The 23,349-nt window shown below is 66.3% G+C and carries 23 protein-coding genes; 15 read left to right on the top strand and 8 right to left on the bottom strand.

Going from position 1 to position 23,349, the window contains the following annotated elements; translation table 11 throughout:
- The first annotated feature begins 79 nt into the window (after positions 1 to 79).
- The 8 genes from ACIBW7_RS17420 to ACIBW7_RS17385 all read left to right on the top strand — a co-directional run bounded on the left by ACIBW7_RS17420 (position 80) and on the right by ACIBW7_RS17385 (position 8,572).
- Complete coding sequence (locus ACIBW7_RS17420; protein WP_397047289.1) at positions 80 to 3,430, top strand: UvrD-helicase domain-containing protein; 3,351 nt, start codon at positions 80 to 82, stop codon at positions 3,428 to 3,430.
- Complete coding sequence (gene recD, locus ACIBW7_RS17415) at positions 3,427 to 5,307, top strand: exodeoxyribonuclease V subunit alpha (RefSeq protein WP_397047287.1); 1,881 nt, start codon at positions 3,427 to 3,429, stop codon at positions 5,305 to 5,307. The genes ACIBW7_RS17420 and recD overlap by 4 nt, the downstream gene beginning before the upstream one ends.
- Positions 5,308 to 5,362: 55 nt before the next feature.
- A complete protein-coding gene (locus tag ACIBW7_RS17410) occupies positions 5,363 to 5,836 on the top strand; it encodes an RNA polymerase sigma factor (RefSeq protein WP_397048152.1) in 474 nt (157 codons plus the stop codon).
- Positions 5,836 to 6,450 carry a methylated-DNA--[protein]-cysteine S-methyltransferase gene (locus ACIBW7_RS17405; protein ID WP_397048150.1) on the top strand — a complete coding sequence of 205 codons (615 nt, stop codon included), beginning with the start codon at positions 5,836 to 5,838 and terminating at the stop codon, positions 6,448 to 6,450. The genes ACIBW7_RS17410 and ACIBW7_RS17405 overlap by 1 nt, the downstream gene beginning before the upstream one ends.
- Before the next feature lie 11 nt (positions 6,451 to 6,461).
- Positions 6,462 to 7,181, top strand: a complete 720-nt coding sequence (locus tag ACIBW7_RS17400) for a 2OG-Fe(II) oxygenase (protein ID WP_397047285.1) — start codon at positions 6,462 to 6,464, stop codon at positions 7,179 to 7,181.
- A 1-nt stretch (position 7,182) separates the two neighbouring features.
- Positions 7,183 to 7,437: an Ada metal-binding domain-containing protein gene (locus ACIBW7_RS17395; protein WP_397047283.1), complete on the top strand. Its 255-nt coding sequence runs from the start codon at positions 7,183 to 7,185 to the stop codon at positions 7,435 to 7,437.
- A 62-nt stretch (positions 7,438 to 7,499) separates the two neighbouring features.
- On the top strand, positions 7,500 to 8,012 hold the full coding sequence (locus ACIBW7_RS17390; RefSeq protein ID WP_397047281.1) for a methylated-DNA--[protein]-cysteine S-methyltransferase: 513 nt from the start codon (positions 7,500 to 7,502) through the stop codon (positions 8,010 to 8,012).
- A gap of 47 nt (positions 8,013 to 8,059) precedes the next feature.
- Positions 8,060 to 8,572, top strand: coding sequence for a DUF664 domain-containing protein (locus tag ACIBW7_RS17385; protein ID WP_397047279.1), 513 nt, complete (start codon positions 8,060 to 8,062; stop codon positions 8,570 to 8,572).
- Between the two features lie 40 nt (positions 8,573 to 8,612).
- Here the strand turns inward: ACIBW7_RS17385 and ACIBW7_RS17380 are convergent, their stop codons facing one another.
- Complete coding sequence (locus tag ACIBW7_RS17380) at positions 8,613 to 9,140, bottom strand: DUF3558 domain-containing protein (protein WP_397047277.1); 528 nt, start codon at positions 9,138 to 9,140, stop codon at positions 8,613 to 8,615.
- A 41-nt stretch (positions 9,141 to 9,181) separates the two neighbouring features.
- Positions 9,182 to 9,637, bottom strand: coding sequence for a hypothetical protein (locus tag ACIBW7_RS17375; protein WP_397047275.1), 456 nt, complete (start codon positions 9,635 to 9,637; stop codon positions 9,182 to 9,184).
- 130 nt (positions 9,638 to 9,767) lie between these two features.
- On the opposite strand from ACIBW7_RS17375, the gene ACIBW7_RS17370 reads away from it, so the two are divergent.
- Positions 9,768 to 11,261 carry a flavin-containing monooxygenase gene (locus ACIBW7_RS17370; RefSeq protein ID WP_397047273.1) on the top strand — a complete coding sequence of 498 codons (1,494 nt, stop codon included), beginning with the start codon at positions 9,768 to 9,770 and terminating at the stop codon, positions 11,259 to 11,261.
- Here the strand turns inward: ACIBW7_RS17370 and ACIBW7_RS17365 are convergent.
- The gene (locus ACIBW7_RS17365; protein WP_397047271.1) at positions 11,258 to 11,944 is read right to left on the bottom strand and encodes a TetR/AcrR family transcriptional regulator; all 687 of its coding nucleotides are present in this window, start codon (positions 11,942 to 11,944) and stop codon (positions 11,258 to 11,260) included. The genes ACIBW7_RS17370 and ACIBW7_RS17365 overlap by 4 nt on opposite strands.
- A gap of 104 nt (positions 11,945 to 12,048) precedes the next feature.
- On the opposite strand from ACIBW7_RS17365, the gene ACIBW7_RS17360 reads away from it, so the two are divergent.
- Together ACIBW7_RS17360 and ACIBW7_RS17355 are read left to right on the top strand one after the other, a co-directional pair.
- On the top strand, positions 12,049 to 12,918 hold the full coding sequence (locus tag ACIBW7_RS17360; protein ID WP_397047269.1) for a metal-dependent hydrolase: 870 nt from the start codon (positions 12,049 to 12,051) through the stop codon (positions 12,916 to 12,918).
- Entirely contained in the window at positions 12,915 to 13,985 is a 1,071-nt protein-coding gene (locus tag ACIBW7_RS17355; RefSeq protein WP_397047267.1) for a PDR/VanB family oxidoreductase, read from the top strand. Before ACIBW7_RS17360 ends, ACIBW7_RS17355 begins: the two co-directional genes overlap by 4 nt.
- A 2-nt stretch (positions 13,986 to 13,987) precedes the next feature.
- On the opposite strand, the gene ACIBW7_RS17350 is transcribed toward ACIBW7_RS17355, so the two are convergent.
- The gene (locus tag ACIBW7_RS17350; RefSeq protein ID WP_397047265.1) at positions 13,988 to 14,683 is read right to left on the bottom strand and encodes a TetR/AcrR family transcriptional regulator; all 696 of its coding nucleotides are present in this window, start codon (positions 14,681 to 14,683) and stop codon (positions 13,988 to 13,990) included.
- Positions 14,684 to 14,847: 164 nt separating this feature from the next.
- Here ACIBW7_RS17350 and ACIBW7_RS17345 point away from each other — a divergent pair, with 164 nt between their 5' ends.
- On the top strand, positions 14,848 to 16,419 hold the full coding sequence (locus ACIBW7_RS17345) for a succinic semialdehyde dehydrogenase (RefSeq protein WP_397047263.1): 1,572 nt from the start codon (positions 14,848 to 14,850) through the stop codon (positions 16,417 to 16,419).
- 43 nt (positions 16,420 to 16,462) lie between these two features.
- On the top strand, positions 16,463 to 17,293 hold the full coding sequence (locus ACIBW7_RS17340; protein WP_397047261.1) for an SDR family oxidoreductase: 831 nt from the start codon (positions 16,463 to 16,465) through the stop codon (positions 17,291 to 17,293).
- Between the two features lie 5 nt (positions 17,294 to 17,298).
- On the opposite strand, the gene ACIBW7_RS17335 is transcribed toward ACIBW7_RS17340, so the two are convergent.
- From ACIBW7_RS17335 to ACIBW7_RS17325, 3 genes are all read right to left on the bottom strand, one after another.
- Entirely contained in the window at positions 17,299 to 17,931 is a 633-nt protein-coding gene (locus tag ACIBW7_RS17335; RefSeq protein ID WP_397047259.1) for a maleylpyruvate isomerase family mycothiol-dependent enzyme, read from the bottom strand.
- 82 nt (positions 17,932 to 18,013) lie between these two features.
- Positions 18,014 to 18,814, bottom strand: a complete 801-nt coding sequence (locus ACIBW7_RS17330; protein ID WP_397047257.1) for a putative protein N(5)-glutamine methyltransferase — start codon at positions 18,812 to 18,814, stop codon at positions 18,014 to 18,016.
- 93 nt (positions 18,815 to 18,907) lie between these two features.
- Positions 18,908 to 19,780, bottom strand: a complete 873-nt coding sequence (locus ACIBW7_RS17325; protein WP_397047255.1) for a YdcF family protein — start codon at positions 19,778 to 19,780, stop codon at positions 18,908 to 18,910.
- A gap of 206 nt (positions 19,781 to 19,986) precedes the next feature.
- Between ACIBW7_RS17325 and ACIBW7_RS17320 the strand changes: the two genes are divergently transcribed.
- Both ACIBW7_RS17320 and ACIBW7_RS17315 read left to right on the top strand, forming a co-directional pair.
- Complete coding sequence (locus ACIBW7_RS17320) at positions 19,987 to 20,841, top strand: bifunctional 5,10-methylenetetrahydrofolate dehydrogenase/5,10-methenyltetrahydrofolate cyclohydrolase (RefSeq protein WP_397047253.1); 855 nt, start codon at positions 19,987 to 19,989, stop codon at positions 20,839 to 20,841.
- Between the two features lie 111 nt (positions 20,842 to 20,952).
- Positions 20,953 to 22,743 (top strand): exonuclease domain-containing protein, encoded by a 1,791-nt coding sequence (locus ACIBW7_RS17315; RefSeq protein WP_397047252.1) that lies wholly within the window; start codon positions 20,953 to 20,955, stop codon positions 22,741 to 22,743.
- 132 nt (positions 22,744 to 22,875) lie between these two features.
- Here the strand turns inward: ACIBW7_RS17315 and ACIBW7_RS17310 are convergent, their stop codons facing one another.
- Positions 22,876 to 23,349 carry a MarR family winged helix-turn-helix transcriptional regulator gene (locus ACIBW7_RS17310; protein ID WP_397047250.1) on the bottom strand — a complete coding sequence of 158 codons (474 nt, stop codon included), beginning with the start codon at positions 23,347 to 23,349 and terminating at the stop codon, positions 22,876 to 22,878.

Here is a 23,349-nt window from a genome sequence, read left to right as displayed (position 1 = left end):
CCTCCCGGATGCGGGCGGGCGTCGGGTGGACGGTGGAGGCGAGCACCGGATTTGCCAGGCACGGAAAGGCGCGGCGGGGATGACCATCGAGGACACCACATTCGCCGCGCCCTCGCTGGACGCCGACCGATTCGATCCCAACGGGCCCCTGCCGACCGGAACCACAGTGCTCGAGGCGAGCGCCGGTACCGGTAAGACGCATGCGATCGTCGGGTTGGCCGTGCGGTATGTCGCCGAGATCGGGATCGATATTTCGCAGCTATTGCTGGTGACATTCAGTCGGGCCGCCACCCAGGAACTGCGGGAACGGACGCGGGACCGGTTCGTCGCGGTGGCGGCGGCACTGGCCGATCCGGAGACAGCTCGGGCCCATACCGATGAGCTGATTCGCCTGCTGGCGCAGGCGGATTCGGCCGAGGTACTGCTGCGGCGTCGGCGATTGCTCACCGCGCTTTCGGATTTCGATGCCGGGACCATCGCGACGACGCACAGTTTCTGCCAGCGAATGCTCGATGAACTCGGGTTGGCGGGCGAACATGATCCGGGGTCGCGCTTGGTCGAGACGATCGATGATCTGATCGGCACGGTCGCCGATGACCTGTACCTGAACCGGTATGCCCGTGCGGAGCCGCCGTTTTCGCTGAAGGAGGCACATACGCTGGCGCTGGCGGCGGTGCAGGATCGCCACGCCGTATTGGTGCCGAAGGGGGAGGGACCGGCGGGGGAGCGGGTCGCCTTCGCCGCCGCGGTGCGCGCGGAAACCGAGCGCCGCAAACGCCTCGCCGGACTGCGCGATTTCGACGATCTGCTGGTGCTGCTGCACGATGTGCTCGCCGATCCGGAGCACGGGCCGCGGGCCTGTCGCCGCATCCGTGACCGGTATCGGGTCGCCCTGGTCGACGAATTTCAGGACACCGATCCGCTGCAGTGGGACATCTTGCGGTTGGCGTTCCACGGGCATTCGACCCTGGTGCTCGTCGGTGATCCGAAGCAGGCCATCTATGCGTTCCGCGGCGCGGAGGTGCTCAGCTATCTCGATGCCGTCGCACACGCTGATACCCGCAAGGAGCTCACCGACAACTGGCGTAGCGATGCGGGTCTGCTTGCTGCGTTGGATCATCTGCAGGGCGGTGCGGCATTGGGGCACAAGGAGATCACGGTCTATCCGGTCACCGCGACCCGCGGCTGGTCGCGTCTGTCCGGACCCGAGGAACTGACGACGCCGCTGCGGATGCGGTGTCTGCCGCGCACCGGTGCGGGGCCGTTGAACAAATCGGGATTCCCGGCGGTCGGGCGCATGCGGGCGAAGGTCGCCGATGATCTCGCGGCCGATATCGTGCGGTTGCTCGAGTCCGGTGCGCTGTTCGAGGCGAAGACCGGATCGCGGCCGATCGGGCCTGGTGATATCGCGGTACTGGTGCGGACTCGATCTCAAATCGACGTGGTGCGAACCGCTTTGGACCGGGTCGGGGTTGCGTCCGTACTCGCGGGTGGCACCAGCGTATTCGCCACCGGCAGTGCGACGGACTGGCTCTGGCTGCTGCGCGCGCTCGAACAGCCCCATCGCTCCGATCGTGTCCGCCTTGCCGCTTGCACTCCGCTGCTCGGCGTGACCGCGGTCGAAATCGACAGCGGCGGTGCGGATCTGGTCGGCCGCATCTCCGCCCAACTGCGGGAGGCGGCCCGGCTGTTCGCGCGCGCGGGTTTCGCGGCGGTCTTCGAAAAGATCTCCGCCGAAGCGAATCTGGCCCAGCGACTGCTCTCGGTCGAGAACGGCGAACGCGAGCTGACCGATCTGCGGCATATCGCGCAGCTGCTGGATCAGGTCGCGCTGAGCGAAGGTCTCGGCCTCACCGCGCTGACCCGCTGGCTCGCCGACCGCGTGCGCGATCCCGCCTCCGGGTCGGTCGCCGACCGCAGCCGTCGCCTCGATCGCGATGCCGCGGCCGTGCAGATCGCCACCGTACATGCCAGCAAGGGACTCGAATTCCCCATCGTCTACCTGCCTTTCGCGTGGGACAACGCGAAGAACCCATACCCGCAGACCCTGCTGTTCCACACCGACGACGGCGCCCGTGTCCTCGATGTCGGCGGCCAGGACGCGTCCGGTTACGGCGAGCGCAAGCTGCGCAGTGAAACCGAGGAGGCAGGTGAGGAACTGCGCCTGCTGTACGTCGCACTCACCCGCGCGATGTGTCAGATCGTCGCCTGGTGGGCACCGGCGATCACCACGGCCAACGCGCCGCTGCATCGGATGGTCCTCGGCCGCCCGGACGGTGGGGATCTCGTGCCGAGCAAGGCGGCGGTACCCGCGGATTCCGTTGCGGTGTCGATGCTTTCGGCCTGGGCGGCCGGTAGGCCGGACGCCATTTCGGTGGCAGGCGTGGAGCACACCGATACGGTCGAGATCCGCCGCGTGCGCAGCGAGCTCCCGACCGGGGCCATCGCCGCGGCGCACTTCACCCGCACCATGGACCTGCAGTGGCGTCGCACTTCCTATTCGGCGCTGACGGCAGGTGCGCACGATGCCGCGATTCCCGAGGCCGAACCCGAGGACGACCGCGGCCAGTCCGACGAACCCGGCATGCCCCTGCTCGCCGAAGCCGAACCCGCGATCGCCGATGCGGCCCGGTCCTTGATGAACGCGCTGCCCTACGGCGCCGAATTCGGCACCTTGGTGCACGGTGTGCTCGAGCGAATCGATACCGACACACCGGATCTGGCCACCGAGGTGCACACCCGCTGCCGTGCGGCCACCGAAGAGCTGATGGCCGAGGCCGATCCGGTGGTACTCGGCAACGCCCTACTCGCCGTACTGCACACCCCGCTCGGATTCGGTTGTCTCGCCGAGATTTCCACCCGCGACCGGCTCAACGAACTCGACTTCGAGCTCCCGCTCGCCGGCGGCGACATTCCGGGGGCGGATACGGTCACGCTGCGCCGGATCGCCGATCTGCTGCGAACCCATCTCCCGGCCGACGATTCCTTGTCCAGCTATGCCGACCTACTCGCCTCCCTGGACGACACCCCGCTGCGCGGCTACCTCACCGGCAGTATCGACGCGGTGCTGCGCATTACCGAAAACTCGGGCGCAGAACCACGATTCGTCATCGTCGACTACAAAACCAACCGGCTCGGCACCGGCGATCTCACCGTCGACCACTACACCCACGACCGCATGGCCGCCGAAATGCTGCGCTCGCACTACCCGCTGCAGGCCCTGCTCTACGCGGTCGCCCTGCACCGCTATCTGCGGTGGCGGCTGCCCGGCTACGATCCGACGCGCCATCTCGGTGGTGCCCGCTACCTTTTCGTCCGCGGCATGATCGGTCCCGAAACTCCGTCGGGCTGTGGTGTTTTCGACTGGAATCCACCGGCCGCGCTGATCGTCGCCCTGTCCGATCTGCTGGCGGGGGAGGCTGCCCGATGACGTCGATCCAGTTGGCGCAGCGGGGAACCGGACTGCTGCGCATATTCAACGAGGCCGGTGTGCTCTCCGCCGCCGACGTGCACGTCGCTCTCCGATTGGGCCGGATGGGCCGGGAAACCTCGCAAGAGGTGCTGTTCGCGGCTGCGCTCGCGGTGCGGGCGGTGCGTTCGGGGTCGGTCTGTCTGGAACTGCAGCGGATGCGCGAAATCGGCATCGATGCCGATGAAACCTGGGATGCGGGTGCTGGTATCGATCCGGCGACGTTGCCGTGGCCGGATATCGATGCGGTGGTCGCCGCGTTGCGGGTCAGTCCATTGGTGTGCGGGGGACCGGCTGGTCCGTTGCAGCCGTTGCGGCTGGTCGCGGGGCCATTGCTCTATCTGGACCGCTATTACCAGCAGGAACAGACGATCCGCCGCGTGCTCACCGAGCGCTCCGGACACCATCCGAAGGTGGACCCGGCAATCGTGCGCCGCGAGCTCGACCGGCTCTTCGACGCCCCGGTCGGTGCGGCCCCGGACCGCCAGCGGATCGCCGCCGCACTGGCCGCGACGCACTGGACCACGGTGGTGGCGGGCGGGCCGGGTACCGGCAAGACCCACACCATCGCCCGCATCCTGGCCCTGCTCGACGCGCATCAGCAGGCGCATCCTAAGTTGCCCACACTGCGCATCGCTATGGCCGCGCCCACCGGCAAAGCGGCCGCGCGGTTGCAGGAAGCGGTGCGCGAGCAGGCCGAATCGCTCGCGCTGCCAGAGTTGACCGCCGCAACCCTGCATCGTCTGCTCGGTTGGCAGCGCGGCCGGGCGACCCGGTTCCGGTACCACGAATTCAACCGATTGCCCTATGACGCGATCGTGGTCGACGAAACCTCCATGGTGTCGCTGACGATGATGAGCAGTCTGCTGGCCGCACTGCGTCCGGATACCCGCCTGGTGCTCGTCGGCGATCCGGATCAGCTCGCCTCGGTCGACGCGGGTGCGGTACTCGCCGATCTCGTCGCCGGCCCCGTTGTCGGCGAACCGAATCCGGTTCTGGAACAGGTACTCGGTGCGGAATCCATTGCGGCCGACGGTAATCCGGAGGCGCTGACCGATCTGGAGCGAATCCGGCTGCGCGGCGGCATCGTCCGGCTGACCCGTGGCCGCCGCTTCGGCGGCAAAATCGCCGAACTCGCTGTCGCGGTCCGCGCCGGTGATGCCGAGGCCGCACTCGCACTGCTGCGGGCGGGAGGTGAAGAACTCTCGCTCTGTACCCCTGAGGACACCGCACCCGTCCGCGCCGATGTGGTGCGCGCCGCCCGTGCGGTCACCGTGGCCGCCCTCGACGGCGATGCCGCGGCCGCACTGACCGCCCTCGAATCCCACCGCCTCCTGTGTGCGCACCGCCAAGGTCCCTTCGGCGTCGAACGCTGGGATCGTATGGCAGGCGAGTGGGCCGCGGCCGGTGGTGCGGGGCCGGACTCGCATCAGGCGCCGTGGTATCCGGGCCAACCCCTGCTGGTCACCGCCAACGACCACGAGGCGCGCATCTACAACGGCGATACCGGCGTGATTGTGCGCACGCCCGACGGTTCGTTACGTGCGGCCCTGCAGCGCGGCAGCGAACCCTATCTGGTGCACCCGACCCAATTTCCGGCCGTGGTCACCGTCTTCGCCATGACCATCCACCGCAGCCAGGGCAGCCAGTACGACACCGTCTCGGTCGTCCTGCCCGAACCCGAATCCACCCTGCTCACCAGGGAACTGCTGTACACGGCCATTACCCGCGCTCGTCGCCATGTACGCATCATCGGCACCGACGACTCCATCCGCGCCGCCATCGACCGCCGCGTCCTGCGTGCCAGCGGCCTGTCGCGCACCCCGGAGTCGCAGTGAGCCTGACCTGGGAATCTCACGTTTTCGGCGTCCCCGGCGTCTACCCAGCGTGAGATTGCCTCCGTTCGAGGAAGTGGTGGCCGAATACGGCCCGATGGTGCTGCGCGTGTGCCGAGCCGTGCTCGGTCCGACGGATGCGCCCGATGCCTGGTCGGAGACTTTTCTGTCGGCCCTGCGGGCCTATCCGGACCTCGACCCGAAGACGAATATCGAGGCATGGCTGGTCACCATCGCGCATCGGCGCGCGATCGATGTGGGGCGCGCACTGACCCGCGCACCCGTTCCCGCCGAAACGCTGCCCGAACGCACGGCACCCGATGCCGACCCGGCCGATTACGACCCCGATCTGTGGGACGCGCTCGCGTCGCTGCCGACCAAGCAGCGACGAGCGGTGGCCTACCACTACCTGGCGGGTCTACCGCACGCCGAAATCGCTCAGCTACTGGGTAATTCGACCGATGCCGCCCGTCGCGCCGCTGCCGACGGCCTCAAAACATTGCGCAAGCTCTATCCGAAGGATCGAACATGATGGCCACTATCGACCGGAATCCGGACGGCCTCTTCGACGGCCTGAACCCGAACTCCGCCGAGATCCTGTCCCGATTGCGTCGACGGCTGGTCGCCGACGCCCAGGCCGCGGGCCTGCTCGACGTCGCCTACCGCACGCTGGACACCCCCGTTGGCGCCTTGCTGCTCGCGGCCACCCCAGCGGGCCTGGTGCGGGTCGCCTACCCCAACGAGAACCACGACACCGTGCTCGCCGCACTCGCCGAGCGCATCAGCCCGCGCGTCCTGGCCGCCCCAGGGCGTCTCGACGCCGCGGCACGTGAGATCGACGAGTACTTCGCCGGTGCGCGAACACAATTCGATCTGCCACTCGATCTGCGTTTGACCGTCGGATTCCGGCGCCAGGTGATCGAGCATCTGAGCGATATCGGTTACGGGCATCGCGAGAGTTACGCCGATGTCGCTGCGGCCGTCGGTAATCCGCGTGCGGTTCGCGCGGTCGGCTCAGCCTGTGCCCACAATCCGCTGCCGGTGGTCATCCCGTGCCATCGCGTGGTGCGCAGCGACGGTTCGATCGGCCAGTACGTCGGCGGCGTTACCGCCAAGACCACCCTGCTCACGCTCGAAGCGGCGTGAAAGGAGATGCAGTGAAAACCCTTGCCGCACTGGAAGAACGAGTCGAAGCGCAGCAGTGGCACGATCTGACCGAGGAGATCGACGCCTACGGCTGCGCCCAGACCGGCCCGCTGCTGCGTCCGGACGAGTGCGCCGAATTCACCGCCATGTGGGAGGATCTTGGCCGGTTCCGGTCGACGATCGATATGGCCCGCTACCGATTCGGCCAGGGCACCTACCGGTACTTCGCCGATCCGGTCCCCGCGCCGATCATGCGGCTGCGGAGGGCTTTCTACCGCAAACTGCTGCCCATCGCCCGTACGTGGGCCGACCGACTCGGCGACCCCACGCCATGGCCCGACGATTTCGACGATTGGCTCGACGCCTGCCACGCCGCCGGTCAAACGAAGGCGACTCCGATCCTGTTGCGCTACACAGAAGGTGACTGGAACGCGCTGCACCGGGATCTCTACGGCGAGCTCGTCTTCCCGCTGCAAGTCGTGATCGGCCTGGACCGCCCCGGCATCGACCACACCGGCGGTGAATTCCTCCTGGTCGAACAACGCCCCCGCGCGCAGTCCAAACCGACGGTCACCATCCTGGAACAGGGCCACGCACTCGTCTTCACCACCCGAGACCGGCCGACAGCATCGTCGCGCGGTTGGTCCCGCGCTCCGATTCGCCACGGCGTCAGTCGAATTCGCAGCGGTCACCGACACACCCTGGGCCTGGTTCTGCACGACGCCGAATGAGATGTACATCCTGACGGGCGCCGACGGCCGCCCGTATTCCAGCCCCACCCCGGGCCGGTACGGCGGTCACCGGCGCGGGAAGCTGTACGGCCGCCTCGACTGCCCGTCGGCCTTGCGAGCCTTGGCGCGCGGCCACTACCGCGCCCACCGTGTCTTCTTTGCCGACCAACAAACCGCCATCGCCGCCGGTTACCGCCCGTGCGCGGTCTGCTTGCCCGCCGCCTACGCGGCATGGAAAGCCGAATCCGGCAGGTGATCTCACGTTTCGGCGCTGGGGAGCGTCTACCTGATGAAGGCTCGACAGAGAGGAGCAACATCATGTCCGATACCGCCATCGCACGACTCGTGCACGTCTCGACACTGGGCAATCTGCTGATCGAAGCGAACCAGACCGGTGTCACCCTGGTTGCGTTCACCGATGGGCTGCCGACTGGACCAATCGGCGAAAACACCATGGCGCGTGAGCATCTGGTGGCCGCCGCAGGTCAAATCGACGAATACCTCACCGGCGAACGCCGGTGGTTCACGGTACCGATGGATCTGACGGATATGAGCGCGTTCGATCGAGAGGTCTTGCAGACGCTCGAGGCGACCACGGGATACGGCCGGACAACCACCTACGGTGCCTTGACCCGACAACTCGGCCGCACTCCAGCCGACGCCCGTAAGATCGGCGGCGCGCTGGCTCGCAACCGTCTGCTGATCCTGCTTCCATGCCACCGCGTGCTCGGGGCCGACGGATCCCTGACCGGTTACGCGGGCGGGCTACCTGCCAAACGAGCACTGCTCGACCTCGAATCGGCCGACCTTCTGTTGCCGCTGGGCGGATGACGGCGCGATCGGGAATATCGGCGACGACTCTGTGCTTGCATGAGGACATGACGAGCGCTGAGTTGTTGGTCGATGCCTTCGGACGGGTGCGGGAGAATGTGCACGGCGCGGTCGAGGGACTCGGACAGGACGAGCTGGCGGCGCAGATCGATCCGGACGCCAACTCCATCGCCTGGCTGATCTGGCATCTGACCCGGGTGCAAGACGACCACATCGCGGACGTGGCGGGACTCGAACAAGTGTGGACGGCGGCGGGCTGGGCCAAAAGGTTCGACCTGCCGTTCGCCGATGAGGCGACCGGCTACGGGCACCGCGACGGGGAGGTCGCCGAGCTCGGCGGGATTTCGGCAGAGCTGCTGTTGGGCTACTACGACGCGGTGCACACGCAGACGATCGACTACGTAACCGGACTCACCGATGCCGACCTGCCCCGCATCGTCGACACTCGCTGGGATCCGCCGGTTACCCTCGGTGTGCGGCTGATCAGCGTCGTGGACGACGATATCCAGCACGCCGGCCAGGCCGCCTTTATTCGCGGAGTTCTGCTGCGCCGCAGGTAGTTGGGCTGGTAGAACCGCAAGGCCCGCTCGGCGAGATCAGTCAGCTGCCTCGAGGGAGGAGTGGGGCGACGGCTTCGGCGATTTCGGTGACGTTATCGCAAGGGGAGAGTTTGCGTGGGTGGAGGCCGCGGGGGTCGTCTACGAGGATGTAGAGGGAGCCCGATTTCATCTCGATATTGATGGTGCAGCCGCCGCCGACGTCAGGGCGGGCCTCATAGCGTAGGGCCTTGCGGCCGTCGATGGTGAGTTCGGTTGCGGTGGGGAACTTTTCGCGAAGCTGGGCGAGGGTTCCGTTGGTCGTCTGGATACCGAAGGTATAGCGCGCTCGCGCCAGGTAGGCACAGCCTGTCCAGGTGAATGCGCCGGTGGTTGTTTGCTTGTGCTCCGGAGTTCGGGCATCCCATTGATGCTGAGCCAGGAATTGCGGCGTCAAGGCCGTGCAGGGATCGAAGGCGGTCGCGGTGGTGCTGGACGAGCCGGCCGCGGCGGTGGATGCGGTGGTCTCCGGGGTCGGTGAGCCCTTGTCGTTCGTGCATGCGGCGAGAAGCGCCAGCAGGGCCGCCGACACCGCTACACCAGCCGACCGCCGATCGGGTCGCGATCGTCGGCTCATACGCGGATCTCGCGGATCCGACGAGCGAACTCGGCGTCGGTCTGCTCGTAGGCGTCGCGGATGGTTTTGAAGAGGTTCTGGATCTCGGTGGCGACCGTTATGTAGTCGCCGAGGGTGTCGTAGGCGTTGTTCGGGCCGCCGAACGCCTTGTCCCGGAACAACTTCACCAGCTCGATCGCGGAAGTGAGTCGGGGATTGTTCTCGCCGAGGCCCCAGGACTCTTTCTCGCCGAGCGACCGGGCATCGTATTGCGCGACCGTAAGCTCGTCGATCAAGTTCTGGCAGGCCGCGTCGATATCCAGAAACGCCTGCGGTTCCATCCGCACCTTCAGCGCCCCGGCCTTCGCATCCTCGATATACCCGCCGAACGCGCTGCCAACAGCCATAGCGGTGGCCCCTTCCACTAGTCCCGTCTGATCATAGAGACGCACGCGCCGACGAAACGGTTCCATCGAAACACAGATCCTCGAAACCGGACGTTCTCGCCGCCTCCGGCGTCACGATCCTCGGCTGGACCGCAACGGATAGGCTGGGGGTGAAGCCGGTGCGAATCGCGCCGCCGAATATCGGAGGACGAGATCGATGAGGATCGCTGGTGAGCACGTCGATGTGCTCATTGTCGGTGCCGGATTGTCCGGCATAGGCGCGGCGTATCACCTGCGGCGAGCCTTCCCGGAGAAGAGCTACACGATTCTGGAGAGCCGCGACGCGATCGGCGGCACCTGGGACCTGTTCCGCTATCCGGGAATTCGTTCCGATTCCGACATGTACACCCTCGGCTACCGCTTCCGTCCGTGGTTGGGGGAGTATTCGATCGCCGACGGCGCGGACATCCTCGACTATGTGCGCGCCACGGCCGCCGAGAGCGGGATCGACCGCCATATCCGCTTCCGCCATCGGGTCGTCGGCGCCGAATGGTCGTCGCAGGAAAACCGGTGGACGGTGCGCGCCGAACGCACCGATACGGGCGAAACCGTGACTCTCACAGCTGGATTCCTGTTCTGCTGCTCCGGTTACTACCGCTATGACGAGGGCTACACTCCGGAATTCGTGGGCACCGAGCGTTTCGCCGGGCCGATCATCCACCCGCAGCACTGGCCGCGTGATCTGGATGTCGCGGGCAAGCGGGTGGTGCTGATCGGCAGCGGCGCGACCGCGGTTACGCTGGGACCCGCCCTGACCGACCAGGGCGCGCACGTGACGATGTTGCAACGCTCACCGAGCTACATCATTTCCGCACCGGCCCGCGACGACCTCGCCGTCAAGGTGCGCAAATTCCTGCCGACCCGCGCCGCCTATGCGGTGGCCAGGGCCGAAAATGTGGCGCTGGCAACCGCGATTTACCAACTGAGCCAACGGTATCCGCAATACATGCGCCAGCGTATCAAGGGTTGGCAGCGGCGCTGGCTGCCCGAGGGCTACGACATCGATACCCATTTCACCCCGACCTACAACCCCTGGGATCAGCGACTGTGCTTGGCCCCGAATGGCGATTTCTTCCGCGCGATCCGTAAGGGTCGATTGGATATCGTGACCGATAAGGTCGAGACATTCACCGAGACGGGCCTGGCACTCGCCTCCGGTGCGACCCTCGATGCCGACATCGTCATCACCGCAACAGGTTTGAATCTACTCGCCTTCGGCGGCATCGAATTCACCGTCGACGGACAGTCGGTGCACCTCCCGGAACATATGGCATATAAGGCCATGATGCTGTCGGACGTGCCGAATTTCGCGTACATCATCGGATATACCAACGCCTCCTGGACGCTGAAGGCGGATCTGGTGTGCGAGTACGTCGTTCGGCTGCTACGCCACATGTACGGCAACGGATACGCTCGCTGCACGCCGGTGCGCGATCCGTCCGTCGGCGCGGCGTCGCTATTCCTGAATTTCAATCCGGGTTATGTACAGCGCGCCGCGGGCCAATTCCCGATCCAGGGCGCCAAGGCGCCGTGGCGCCTACGCATGAACTACCTACGCGACCTGGTCACGCTGCGCCACGGCAAGATCACCGATCGCGCGATGGTGTTCGAACGGTCGCGGGATCGGGATTCGGTAACCACACAGGGTTAATTGCTGGTCAGAGCGCCTGCGGGCGGCTCGGCCGACCGTGCGGCCGCGATATTGCGCAACACGCTGGTCGCGTGATCGTCGAACCGTTCGCGTGGAATATCGATGGTGCCGTCCAGCCACGGGCGGTACATATATGCCATCGCGCCGAAAATGGCGTTCGAGTTGAGGCTGTTCTCGTACTGATCCGGTGGGGTAAGTGGTCCGTCGTCGCCCAACCCGATCGTGAGCGCAATCGGGGCGGTGAACAATTCGATGAGCTCATTTCCTCGGTCGCCGAGTACCCGGGTGGCCTGCGATTCCACGAACATGATCTGGCCGCGGCGGCGATCCTCGACCAGATAATCGGTGAATGCCGAAATGGCATGGCGAAATAGTTTCTGCGGTTCGGGTGGTGCGGTGGCCAGCGCCGCGAGCAGGCGTTCCTGTGCGCCGAGCACGACCGCTTCCAATGCTGCGGTGAGCAGTTTGTCCAGATTCGGGAAGCTCTCGTAGAAGTAGCGCTCGGTGAGTCCGGCCTGCCTGCAGACCCCGCGCATGGAGATGTCCGAGGCTCCGATCGTGGCCATCAACTCGATGGCGGCCTCGACGAGCTGTTCGCGGCGCGCGGCGATTCGGTCGGCCGGGGGCGTGCCGCGCCAGCGGCGCATCCCCGGTATCGATCCATCGGAAGCGGCGTCGTTCATGGCTCGATCCTCCCATAGCGGGGAAGTTGACATCATGTGATGTTGACAGCATTTGATGTCGGCAATACATTGATCGTCCAGGGACCAGACGTGAGGACCATCAGATGGGCACTGCTTACGCCGATCAGGCTCATGCCATCAACGCGCGGGACGTCAGCTTCGATTTCGATTCGGTGCCGATGCACTACATCCCCGGCGAAGTCATGGCAACCCACATCATCAATGTGATGCACCTGGTGCTCCCCGAAGGCGAGCGGGCCATGGCGCAGGCGCTGGCCGAGGCCTTACCGCTGATCGATGATGAGCGATTGCGGGAAGAGGTCCGTGGCTTCATCGGTCAGGAGACGATGCACGCCGGTTCCCACGAAAAGGCCCGCCACCAGTTGGAACGCCTCGGACTCGAGGTCGGGCCGATGGTGGATCGCGTCGCCTGGCTGATCGATCGGCTGCTCGGCGACCACGGACTGTCCGGCCGGGCCCGACATGAATGGCTGTGCGAGCGACTGGCCCTGTTCGCGGGAATGGAACATTACACCGCCGTCATCGGCGAATGGCTGCTCACCAACGACAAATTGGCGGCCAAGGGGATGCATCCGGCAATGCTGGATCTGGTCCGCTGGCACGGCGCCGAGGAGGTCGAACATCGCAGCGTGGTCTACGACGCGTACATGCATCTCGACGGCGGCTATGCCCGCAAGGCGCGTCAGGCGTTGATCGCCAGTTCGGGATTGCTCGCGCTGTTCGTGATTTCGAGTGCCTACCTCTTCCAACAGGACCCATCGCCGAATAAGGGTCGGTGGTGGCCGCTACAGATGGCCAGCGCCTCGCTGCGCGGTGTGGTCCCGAACTTCACCACCTTCTTGACCGAGATTCCGCGGTACCTGCGGCCGGGATTCCATCCCTCCCAACTCGGTCCGATGGATAACGCACTGCGCTACCTGGCGCAGTCGCCTGCGGCACGGGCACGCGCATGACTGCCGTGGAAGAGCAGTTCCGGCCGGGAGCCGGGCTGCGGATGATCGCGTCGGCAGTGGACACCTACAAGCGGGTATTCACCGAAGGGAAAGCGGCGCAGCTGCTTTCGCGGCCACAGCCGGTGCGGCGCACCGGCTACGATTTCGAGCTGGCGATCATGGGAATCGAGGCCGAGGCCGACGAGGTGGTCAGCCTGACCCTGTGCGATCCAGGCGGCGCGGACCTGCCCGCCTGGACGCCGGGCGCCCACATCGATGTATTCCTGCCCTCGGGTCGGCAACGGCAGTATTCGCTGAACAGCGACCCGGAGGATCGCAGCTGCTACCGAATCGCGGTGCGGTACATCCCCGATGGTGACGGTGGTTCCCGCGAGATCCACGAGCAGCTGCGCGTCGGCGACCGACTGTGGGCGCGGGGCCCGCGCAATGCGTTCCCGCTCATCGAAGCACCGGAGTATTTCTTCGTGGCGGGTGGTATCGGGATCACGCCGATTCTGCCGATGGTCACCGCCGCCGAACGCGCCGGAATACCGTGGCGGCTCATGTATTTCGGGCGCTCGCGGGCGCGGATGCCGTTCCTGTACGAGCTTGCCCACTTCACCGGTGGTGATGTGGTGGTTCGACCCGATGACGAGTTCGGGGTGCCGGATCCGCGGATGATCTTCGAACAGACGCCGACCGGTGCCGCGGTATATGTCTGCGGACCACCGGCATTGGCGGAAGCCGCGCGCAGGGTGTTGCTGTTACACGATCCGACGGCCTCGCTGCACACCGAGCGCTTCTCGGCGGTACCGGTCAGCGACGGCGCGCCGTTCCGTATTCGATTGCGCCGCAGTGGAACCGAGGTCGATGTCGCGGCCGATGAGTCCGCGCTGACCGCGATCCGGCGGGCGGTGCCCGGTGTCGCGTACTCCTGCCAGCAGGGTTTCTGTGGAACGTGCCGGGCGGGTGTCCTCGCCGGTGAGGTCGAGCACCGGGACCGGGCGCTACTGCCCGGCGATCGGAACCGTGCGATGCTCACCTGCGTATCGCGTTCTCGCGGTGGTGAACTCGAACTCGATCTGTAGATTCACTCCGCGGCCGGGAAGATGCCCGGCAGTGTCATGGCGTATTCGAGGTCGGCGCGGGTACCGAGCGTGGTGAGCAGCACGCGGATCATGGTGAGCCGTCCGGCGGCGACGGTTTCCGCGTCCGGCTCGGCGCCGGGCGCGGTACCCGCCGAAATCCGGTAGACCACGTACTCGCAAACATGCAGGGCCGCATCGAGATCCAGCGGTGAGGGGACCGGGCGGCCCAATTCGGTGAACGTTTCGCGCACCAGCGCGCGGATATCGTCCAGTGCCCGTTCGCGATAGGCCGATACCGGTGAGGCCGGGTCGTGCAGTTCGGCGAACAACGGCCGCAGCATCGCACCGTGCCCGCGGGCCCAGCCGAGGTAGGCATCGATGAGACGAATGCCGAGTTCGACGGGCTCGTCGGGACCCGTCAGTGCTGTGCGGATGCCGTCGACGAGGCCGTCGTTGGATGCCTCCAGTACGACGTGCAGCGGTTCGGTGGCATTGCCGAAGTAGCGGTAGAAGGTGGGTCGGGCCAGTCCGGCCTGTTCGATGATCTGGGCGACGCTGAGTCCGCGCGAGCCGCCGCGGGTGAATACCGCCGCGGTGGCGAGCACGATGCGGGCGCGTACCTCCTCGGCTTGCTCCTGGGTCTGTGGTGGCCGGCCGCGCCGGGCCGCGCCATTCGTCTGGGAAGTGTCAGTGGACATGGTGATGCCTCACAACTCGAAGCCTGATCCATCTGTGTGCCACACCCGACAGCTTGACACGAGGTGCCGCACCGACATTAATCTAACACTAGTGTTCAGAAAATAGCTGAACCCGGCTTACCGCCTCGTCCAGCACAGGCGCCCGACCCAGGAGAGGGCCGACAATGACGACCGCCCGCCAGCTGACCGAACCGAAGGCCCTGCCCGCGGCCCTGGTGCAACCCCTGCTAGATCGTGCGATCGCGGGCGGGGCACCCGCGGTCGAGGTCTTCGCACCCGCGACTGGGCGCAAGATCGCGGACCTGCCGCAGTCCTCGACCGGCGATATCGAGACCGCCTTCGCGACCGCGCGCACCGCGCAGCAGGTATGGGCGCGGCGCTCGGTCCGTGAGCGGGTCGCGGTGCTGCGGAAATTCCACGACATCGTGCTGGCCGAACAGGACGCCATCCTCGATATCGTGCAGACCGAGACCGGCAAGTCCCGGGCGCATGCTTTCGACGAGGTCGGGGATGTGGCGGTCAATGCCAGGTACTACGCGTCGGTCGCGAACAAGCTGCTGGCCACCCGCAAGCCGCGCGGTGTGCTGCCGGTATTGACCCAGGTCGATGTGCGGCATCGGCCCAAGGGTGTGGTCGCGGTGATCTCGCCGTGGAACTATCCGCTGGCCCTGGCCGTCTCCGACGCCCTGCCCGCATTGGCCGCCGGAAATGCCGTCGTCGCGCGGCCGGACAACCAGACCGCCCTGACCGCACTGTGGGCCATCGATGCCGCCGAGCGCGCCGGGCTGCCGCGCGGACTCTGGCAGGCGGTGCTCGGTCGTGGTTCGGTGATCGGCGGTGAGGTTATCGCGCGCGCCGATTATGTCGACTACACCGGGTCCAGTGCGACCGGCCGGACCATCGCGCAGCAGGCCGGGGAGCGGCTCATCGGCTATTCGCTCGAACTCGGCGGCAAGAACCCGCTGCTGGTGCTGGCCGATGCGGATGTGCCCAGGGCGGCCAAGATCGCGATTCGGGCCTGCTTCGCCTCGGCGGGGCAGCTGTGCGAGTCGATGGAGCGAATCTATGTGCACGACAAGGTCTATGACCAGTTCGTCGGCGAATTCATCGAGCATGTGCGGGCGATCGAATTGGGCGGTGCGCTCGATTACACCAGTGATATGGGGTCTTTGACGTTCCAGCGCCAATTGGACACCGTCAGTGCGCATGTCGACGATGCCGTCGCGAAGGGTGCGAAGGTGCTGGCGGGCGGAAAGGCGCGTCCCGATCTCGGACCGTACTTCTACGAGCCGACCGTGCTGACCGGGGTGCGGCCTGGGATGACGGTGTATCGCGAGGAGACCTTCGGGCCGGTGGTGTCGGTCTATCGGGTCGGCAGCGACGACGAGGCGGTCGAGCAGGCCAATGACACCGCGTACGGGCTCAATGCGAGTGTCTGGACCAAGGATGTCGATCGAGGTCGTCAGGTAGCCGCGCGCATCAATGCGGGTTCGGTGAATGTGAACGAGGGCTTCATCGCGGCCTGGGGTAGTGCGGACGCGCCATCGGGCGGGCTCGGCATTTCGGGTACCGGCCGTCGGCACGGTCCAGAGGGCTTGTTGAAGTACATCGACACCCAGACCATCGCGGTGCAGCGGATGCTCCCGATCGCACCGCTGCCCGGCATGTCCGCGGAACTGTGGGCGAAGACCATGACGCTGTATTTCGGCGTCATGAAGGCGCTGCGCCAAAAGTAATGGCGCCAGAAGCTATTTCACGACGAAATCAGGATGGGGACGAATGAAACTGGACACCGTAGCCGATAAGAAGGTCCTGGTCACGGGCGCAGCAATGGGCCTGGGCAAGCTGTTCGCCGAGCGTGCGGTGCGTGAGGGTGCGGCCGCCGTGGTGCTGTGGGATATCAACGAATCCGCGCTGAAGGAAACCGCGGTCGAGTTGTCCGGCCGCGGCGTCGCGATCCATCACTATGTGGTCGACGTGTCCGCGCAGGACGCCATCGGCGAGGCCGCGGCGGCGGTACGCGCCGACGTCGGCGATATCGACATCCTGATCAACAATGCGGGCATCGTGCGCGGCAACAGCTACTTCTGGGACACCACCGATCGCGCCGATATCGATAAGACGATGGCGATCAATTCCCTTGCGCCGATGTATATTACGCTCGAATTCCTGCCCGCGATGGTGCGCGGTACGGGTACGGCGCGCGTCATGACCATCGCGTCCTCGGCGGGTCTGGTCTCCAATCCGCGCATGAGCGTGTACGCGGCCTCGAAGTGGGCGGCGCTTGGCTGGTCGGATTCGGTGCGTATCGAACTGGAACAGGCAGGCCACGATCATGTGCGGATCACCACGGTCTGTCCGACCTACATCAATACCGGAATGTTCGATGGTGCAAAGGGTTTCCTGTTCACGCCGATTCTCGAACAGGACGATGTCGTCGATACCTCGTGGCGCGAAATGAAAGCGGGCACTGCGCTGGTGATCCTGCCGTGGACATCCCGGCTCAACAAGGCGATCTCCGGTCTGCTGCCGATCAAGCTGCGCGATCTGTTCCTGAATTCGGTTGGCGTGTACCACTCGATGGACAAGTTCACCGGTCGCAAGAAGTAACGGCCTCAGAACGTCGTGGTGAGCCGCGCTACGCCGGATCCGGCCAGACCGGACAGTCCCGCCACGCGGCCCGTCGACACCAGCAGCAGATCGCTGAGGGGGCCGCGGATCTCGTCCGGGCCGTCGCCCGCCGACCAGTCGGCCTCGACGGCAGTCAACCGTAAGCCGCGCAAGCGTCGGCGCGCACCGTAGAAGCGACTCCCGATGATGTGATCGAGTGCGGCGACACCGGGTTTCGTCGGTACTTCCCGCACGCGTCCGAGCGGTCGTGCGATGTCCTGGCCGTGAATGATGATGTCGGCCAGCGGATCGAGCGGTCCGGCGCCCGGGGCCCGGTGCGTCGAGCCGGCCGACTCGCGAAGTTGGGCTATGAGTTCGGCCGGCGTGAATCGGGCGGCGCGCTCGCGGGCGAGGTCGGCGGTCATCCGGTTCCAATCGCCGCGAGCCCGGAGCACACCGAGCAGCGTCTGCCCGAGCGTGACGCGATTCGACAGCGTCACGTGGGCGAGGACCTCGTGCACTGTCCAGTCGCCGCACAGTGATGAGACGCCCCACTCGTGGTCTTCGAGATCGTCGAGGAAATCGGCGAGTTCGAGGCGCTCGGCCTGTGTCCACAGTTGGATCTCGTCAGAGGTCATGGTGTGCTCCGCCTTTCGGATGGGTCATCCGGATGGACCGAGCAGCCATATCGATTTCATCGGCGTCGGGCGGTGATCTGAATCACACATCGGGCTTTGTGCCGATGACGACGGTGGAGTAGAGCTCGTCGGATTCGGCGATGCGGCCGGTTAGGCCGTGCGCGGTGAGGACGGTGATCGATGGCAGGGCCTGGGCTTCGGTGGATTCGACCAGTAGGTGGCCGCCCGGCGCGAGCCAGGTACGGGACGCGGCGACGACGCGGCGGAAGATATCCAGGCCGTCCGGTCCGCCGTCGAGGGCGGTGCGCGGTTCGTAATCGCGTGCCTCAGACGGCATTTTCGCGATCATCTCGGATGGCACGTACGGGGTGTTGGCGAGCAGGATATTGATTCGGCCGCACAATTCACGGGGGAGCGGCTCGAAAAGGTCGCCTGCGTAGACGGGCGCGCCGATCGGGGTGAGGTTGCGGCGGGCGCATTCGACCGCCGCGGGTTCGAGATCGGTGGCGGCGAGTTCTATCGGGCGGCCTTCGGTGGCAAGAACATGTGCCAGCGCGAGACCCAATGCGCCTGAGCCGCAACATATATCGACGACAACAGGGTGCTGAGGCATGGCGCGGGCGAGTTCGGCGGCCTCATCGACGAGGAAGGCGGTGCGCTGGCGAGGTACGAAGACGCCAGGCGCGACGGCGATGCGGATGCCGTGGAATTCGGTCCAGCCCAGCAGGTATTCCAGCGGTGTTCCGGAAACCCGTTGTGCGACCAAGTCGCTGAGATCGGCACCGGTCTCCGCTGCCGCGGCGATGAGCAGCCGCGCCTCGTCCTCGGCGAATACACAGCCTGCCGCGCGCAGTTGCGCGACCACATCTCCGGTTGGTGTCATCGGGATATCGTGCCGTGTGGACGGGGTGCGGTGGGTCTGAGCGTGCACATTTGCGCGATTTACGTCATTTCAGCACGCTCGGACCCAATGCGCTCAGCGTGCGGTGGCGAGCTGGAACGTCCGCGTCGCGTCCAGGTAGATGCCGCGCTGCGCCTGCCTGGCGGGCGGCGGCAACTGCGATACCAGCTGCTCGAGTGAGGTGGTCGCGCCGACCACCTGAGTGCCCGCGACAATGAAATCGGCGACCGCTCGCCGGATGTGGTTCGGCGAGGTCACCACGACCGCGCTGTTCGCGCCGACATCGCGCAGCATCCTGGTGCTGAACAACGCGTTCTGCACCGTCGATCCGGCTCGGCTCTCGACATTGATCCGGGATTCGGGCAGCCCCTTGCCGACCAGCCAGGCCCGCATGGCCTCGGCCTCGGTGATCCCGTTCTGCGGGTTTCCGCCGGTGACGACGATCGGTGAAAGTGGCGAAGCGACCGCCTGCAACCACGCCGCGGTCAGCCGGTTCACCAGCTCGGGGCGCAGCGAGCCGTCCGGGAGCAGGCCGTAGCCGAGCACCACGATTCCGGTCTGCGGCCCGACAATCGATGGCAGCGGATTCGGCAGGGTGGCGATCGCGGCGCCGATCGCGCCGAGCACATTATTGGTGCCCTGGGCCATTGCCGGGTCGACGGCGGTGAGCCGGGCCAGCGCATCGGCCATGGCGGGCAGGTCATTGGCGTACTGCGACCAGATCGCCTGCAGCGAAAGGGCCTCGGCATCGGCCGGGTCGGCGGCGATCAGCTGTCGGAGTTCGGCGCGGCCGGCGGCATCGTCGCCGTCGGTGAAGGCGCGCTGGGCGGAGTTGTAGAGGGCGTCGGTTTCCGGCGCCGCGATGGCGGGTGCGCCGGATAGCCCGGTGATGGCCGCGGCCGCGAACGCGGTCGCGACCCATAGTTTCCAATGCCTCGAGATCTTCACTACAGTCGACACCTTTCCACGCGTGAAACGGGGCTTTCGGTAAGTCAGCTGACAGTTAGCCATGGGCAAGCACAATCACAATACGACTGGTAACAGCAATAACCTGGTAATTGCCAGGCGTTGTTTCCGGTATCCGGGTAAACCGGGCGGCGCGCGGGGTGCCCGCCGAAACCGGCCCCGCGGTGCAGCCGATAAGGTGTGACAACGTGGATACCGTTTCGCTGTCCGGCAAAGAACTCGCCGCCGCCATCAACGCCGACACCAAGCAGCGCGCCGCCGCGCTCACCGCGAGCGGAACCGCGCCGCGCTTGGCCTTGATCGTGGCAAATGACGATCCGGCCAGCGCGTGGTACGTGAACTCGCTGCGCAAGGCCGCCGAACGTCTCGGAATCGCCTGCGACACCATCGAACTCGGTGCCGACGCGAGCATCGAGCGGATCCGCGACGAACTCACCGCCCGCAGCGCGGATACCGCCATCGACGCGATCATGCTGCAGACCCCGCTGCCCGCCGGTGTCACCCTCGACGATGTCAGTTCAGCCATCGCCGCCGGCAAGGACGTCGACGGCGTCAGCCCGCTCTCGCTCGGCCTGCTCGCCTCCGGTCTCGACGGCTTCGTCCCCGCCACCTCCGAGGCCGTCGTCGAACTACTGAAGCATCACGAAATCCCGCTCGCCGGACGGCATGTCGCCGTCGTCGGCCGCTCCAATATCGTCGGCAAGCCCCTTGCTCAACTCCTGCTCGCCGAAAACGCCACCGTCACCATCTGCCATTCCCGCACCACCGACCTCCCCGCCGTCACCTCCGCCGCCGATATCGTCGTTGCCGCCGCCGGCCGCATCGGTCTGGTCACCGGCAAACACATCCGCGAGGGCGCCACCGTCATCGACGTGGGCACCAACGAAGCCCCCGACGGCAAAATCGTCGGGGACGTAGCCGCGGAAACCGTCCGCGGTAAGGCCGCCGCCCTCAGTCCCGTCCCCGGTGGCGTCGGCCCGGTAACCACCGCCCTCCTCATGCGCCATGTAGTAACCGCCGCCGAAAACACCCACCCCGCCTAACACGCACCGCTCCAAGGACTTCGGTACGCGCAACGCGAACCGCACGACGCGCCGATCCGCTGCAACATTCCCCCGCACAGCACCGATGCGTTGCTCATGCAGGGGAATGCGATGGTCCACCGTTCACCGTTCGATCCTGGATTCGGGTCGTTCACCCTCGTCGATGTGGAGACATCGGGGCTTCGGGCAGGCGATCACCGCGTACTGTCGGTAGCGGCATTGACGCTCGCGAGCGACGGCAGTGTCGCCGACGAGTTCCACACCTTGATCGATCCGGGCTGCGATCCGGGTCCGGTGCACATCCATGGTCTGACCAGGGATGTGCTGCGTGGATGGCCGCCATTCGAGCATGTGCGCGAACAACTTTCGGGTCTACTGACCGATCGGGTCATGGTCGCGCACAACGCCCAATTCGACTACGGCTTCCTCGCCGATGAGTTCACCCGTGCGGGCGCGGTATTCCCGGTGGCGCGGCGGCTGTGCACGCTCGCGCTCGCTCGCCGAGTATCGCCGCCGACGCCCGACTACAAGCTGGGCACTCTCGCGGCGCACTATGGCGTTCGACAAGCACACGCGCACAATGCACTCGACGATGCCCGAGTGCTGGCCGCAGTGCTGCGCGCGCTGATCGCCGACGCGGCCGGGCTGGGAATCGCACCGCCACTGTTGGTCTGCCCGCCGAAGGAGAACTATCAGAGCCGCCAGGGGATGCCGCAGTCGCGTAGCGGACCCAAAATACCGTGTGCCTTCGTATATCCCGGTCGGCTCGAGACCGGCAGGCGACTGGTGCAGGGGATGAAGATCGCGATCACCGGTGATACCTCGACCGATCGAATCGAGCTGGTGGGTCGGGCCGAAGCGGCCGGGTTGGATGTGACCGGTGCGGTGAGCCGACGGACCAGCTTGTTGGTGACGAATTCGCCGAACTCGGCAACGGACAAGGCGCGCAAGGCAATCGAGTTCGGTACGCCGATCGTCGCAGAGACCGGATTCTTGAAACTGCTCGAGGATGTGCTGCCCGGGCGGCGCAAGGATGCAGCCGGTCCCACATCTGCGCCGGCACCGCGAGAACCTGCCACGAAGCGCGCGGCGCAGCCCCAGGGACCGCTGTCTGGATCACGTTTTTTGGTGCTCGGTGGCACCCATGACGAGGCGGCATCGGCCCGCGCCCGGATCGCGGAACTAGGTGGATCGGTCGCGGTGAATATGTCGGCGAGCGTGACCGACGTCGACGTACTCGCGCTGGCCGGCGCAGTTAGTGATCGTCGGTATTCGAAAGCAACCGAACTCGGGTTGCGGGTACACGGTCCGGAACTGGTCGACGGGACCACGGCGACTCCGTTGTCGACTCGCGGTGCCGCGCTTTCGGATGAGGTCATGCTGCTCGTCCGCGGGCAAGTGATCGATCTGCCGATCGCGGAACACGGCGGCGAATGGAACCTGCGTGCGTCGTGGACGCAGAGCGGCACCTGGGAGGTCGACCTTGTCGCGTTCCTCGTCGACGGTGCCGAGCAGGTCGCCAGCGATGCGGACTTCGTTTTCTACAACCAGCCCGAAGCCTCCGGTGCCCGCCTGGCCGCGGACGGTCCGAACGAGCAATCCCTTGCGCTGTCCCTCGACAGCCTTCCGGACAACTGCTGCCGCATTGTCGTCGCGGCGGTGCTCGACGGCGATGGCATGACTTTCGGCGATATCGGCGCCATCGAGATCGAGGCAACACCCGGCACCGAGGGCGCAATTGTCGCCCGAGCCACCCTGGACGCCGCGACCGAGGAACGAACCCTGCTGCTGGCCGAGATCTATTTACGCGGCGACGTCTGGCGACTGCGTGCCGTAGGTCAGGGCTACACCACCGACCTGGCTGCCTTGGCCCGCGGCTACGGCGTGGATGTCGCGGGGTGAGGCCAGCCGCGGCGGGCCTTGTGGGTGGCGCGTTGCATGCGGACGAGGTAGGTGGAAAGCAGGCCGGAGGTTCGGCGATGGCCGCGGGGGTCCAGTAGACGGGTTACGGCGTGAAGTCCAGCATGCCCCGATTCAGCCCCGGGGCGGCGATGCGGTCGGCGAGATATTCGTTGGGCCGACCGACGCCTCCGAATCGAGTGCGGCAAGCAAATCGCGAAGCGTTGTGCGCTGCTGTTCGCTCAGGCCGGCAAATACCTCCTCGGCGGCCGCACGGCGGGCCGCGGCCATCTGCGAGAGCGCGGCCCTGCCGGAGTCGGTCAGCGTCACCAGGGTCGAGCGGCGGTTGGCCGGGTCGGGCGCGCGCGAGACCAGGCCTGCGGCTTCGAGCGCATCGACGACGGTGGTGGCGGATCGCGGCACGATGCCGAGGTGGTCGGCGATTGCCGCCATACGCAGGGGCTCGTCGTGGTGGCCGAAAATGCGGAGAGCGCGGGCCTGACCTGGGGTAATTCCCAGGGGAGCGAGTCGCGCGACCTGGTTGCGGCGGATGCGTTTCGCGGTGCGCAGGAACAGCTCGGGGAGATCGGGATCGAGCGCGATATCCAT

This window comes from Nocardia sp. NPDC049526 (genome assembly GCF_044465765.1).
Taxonomy (GTDB): domain Bacteria; phylum Actinomycetota; class Actinomycetes; order Mycobacteriales; family Mycobacteriaceae; genus Nocardia.
Note: the sequence above shows the minus strand (reverse complement) of the source record. Positions and strands in the feature narration are given on the sequence as shown.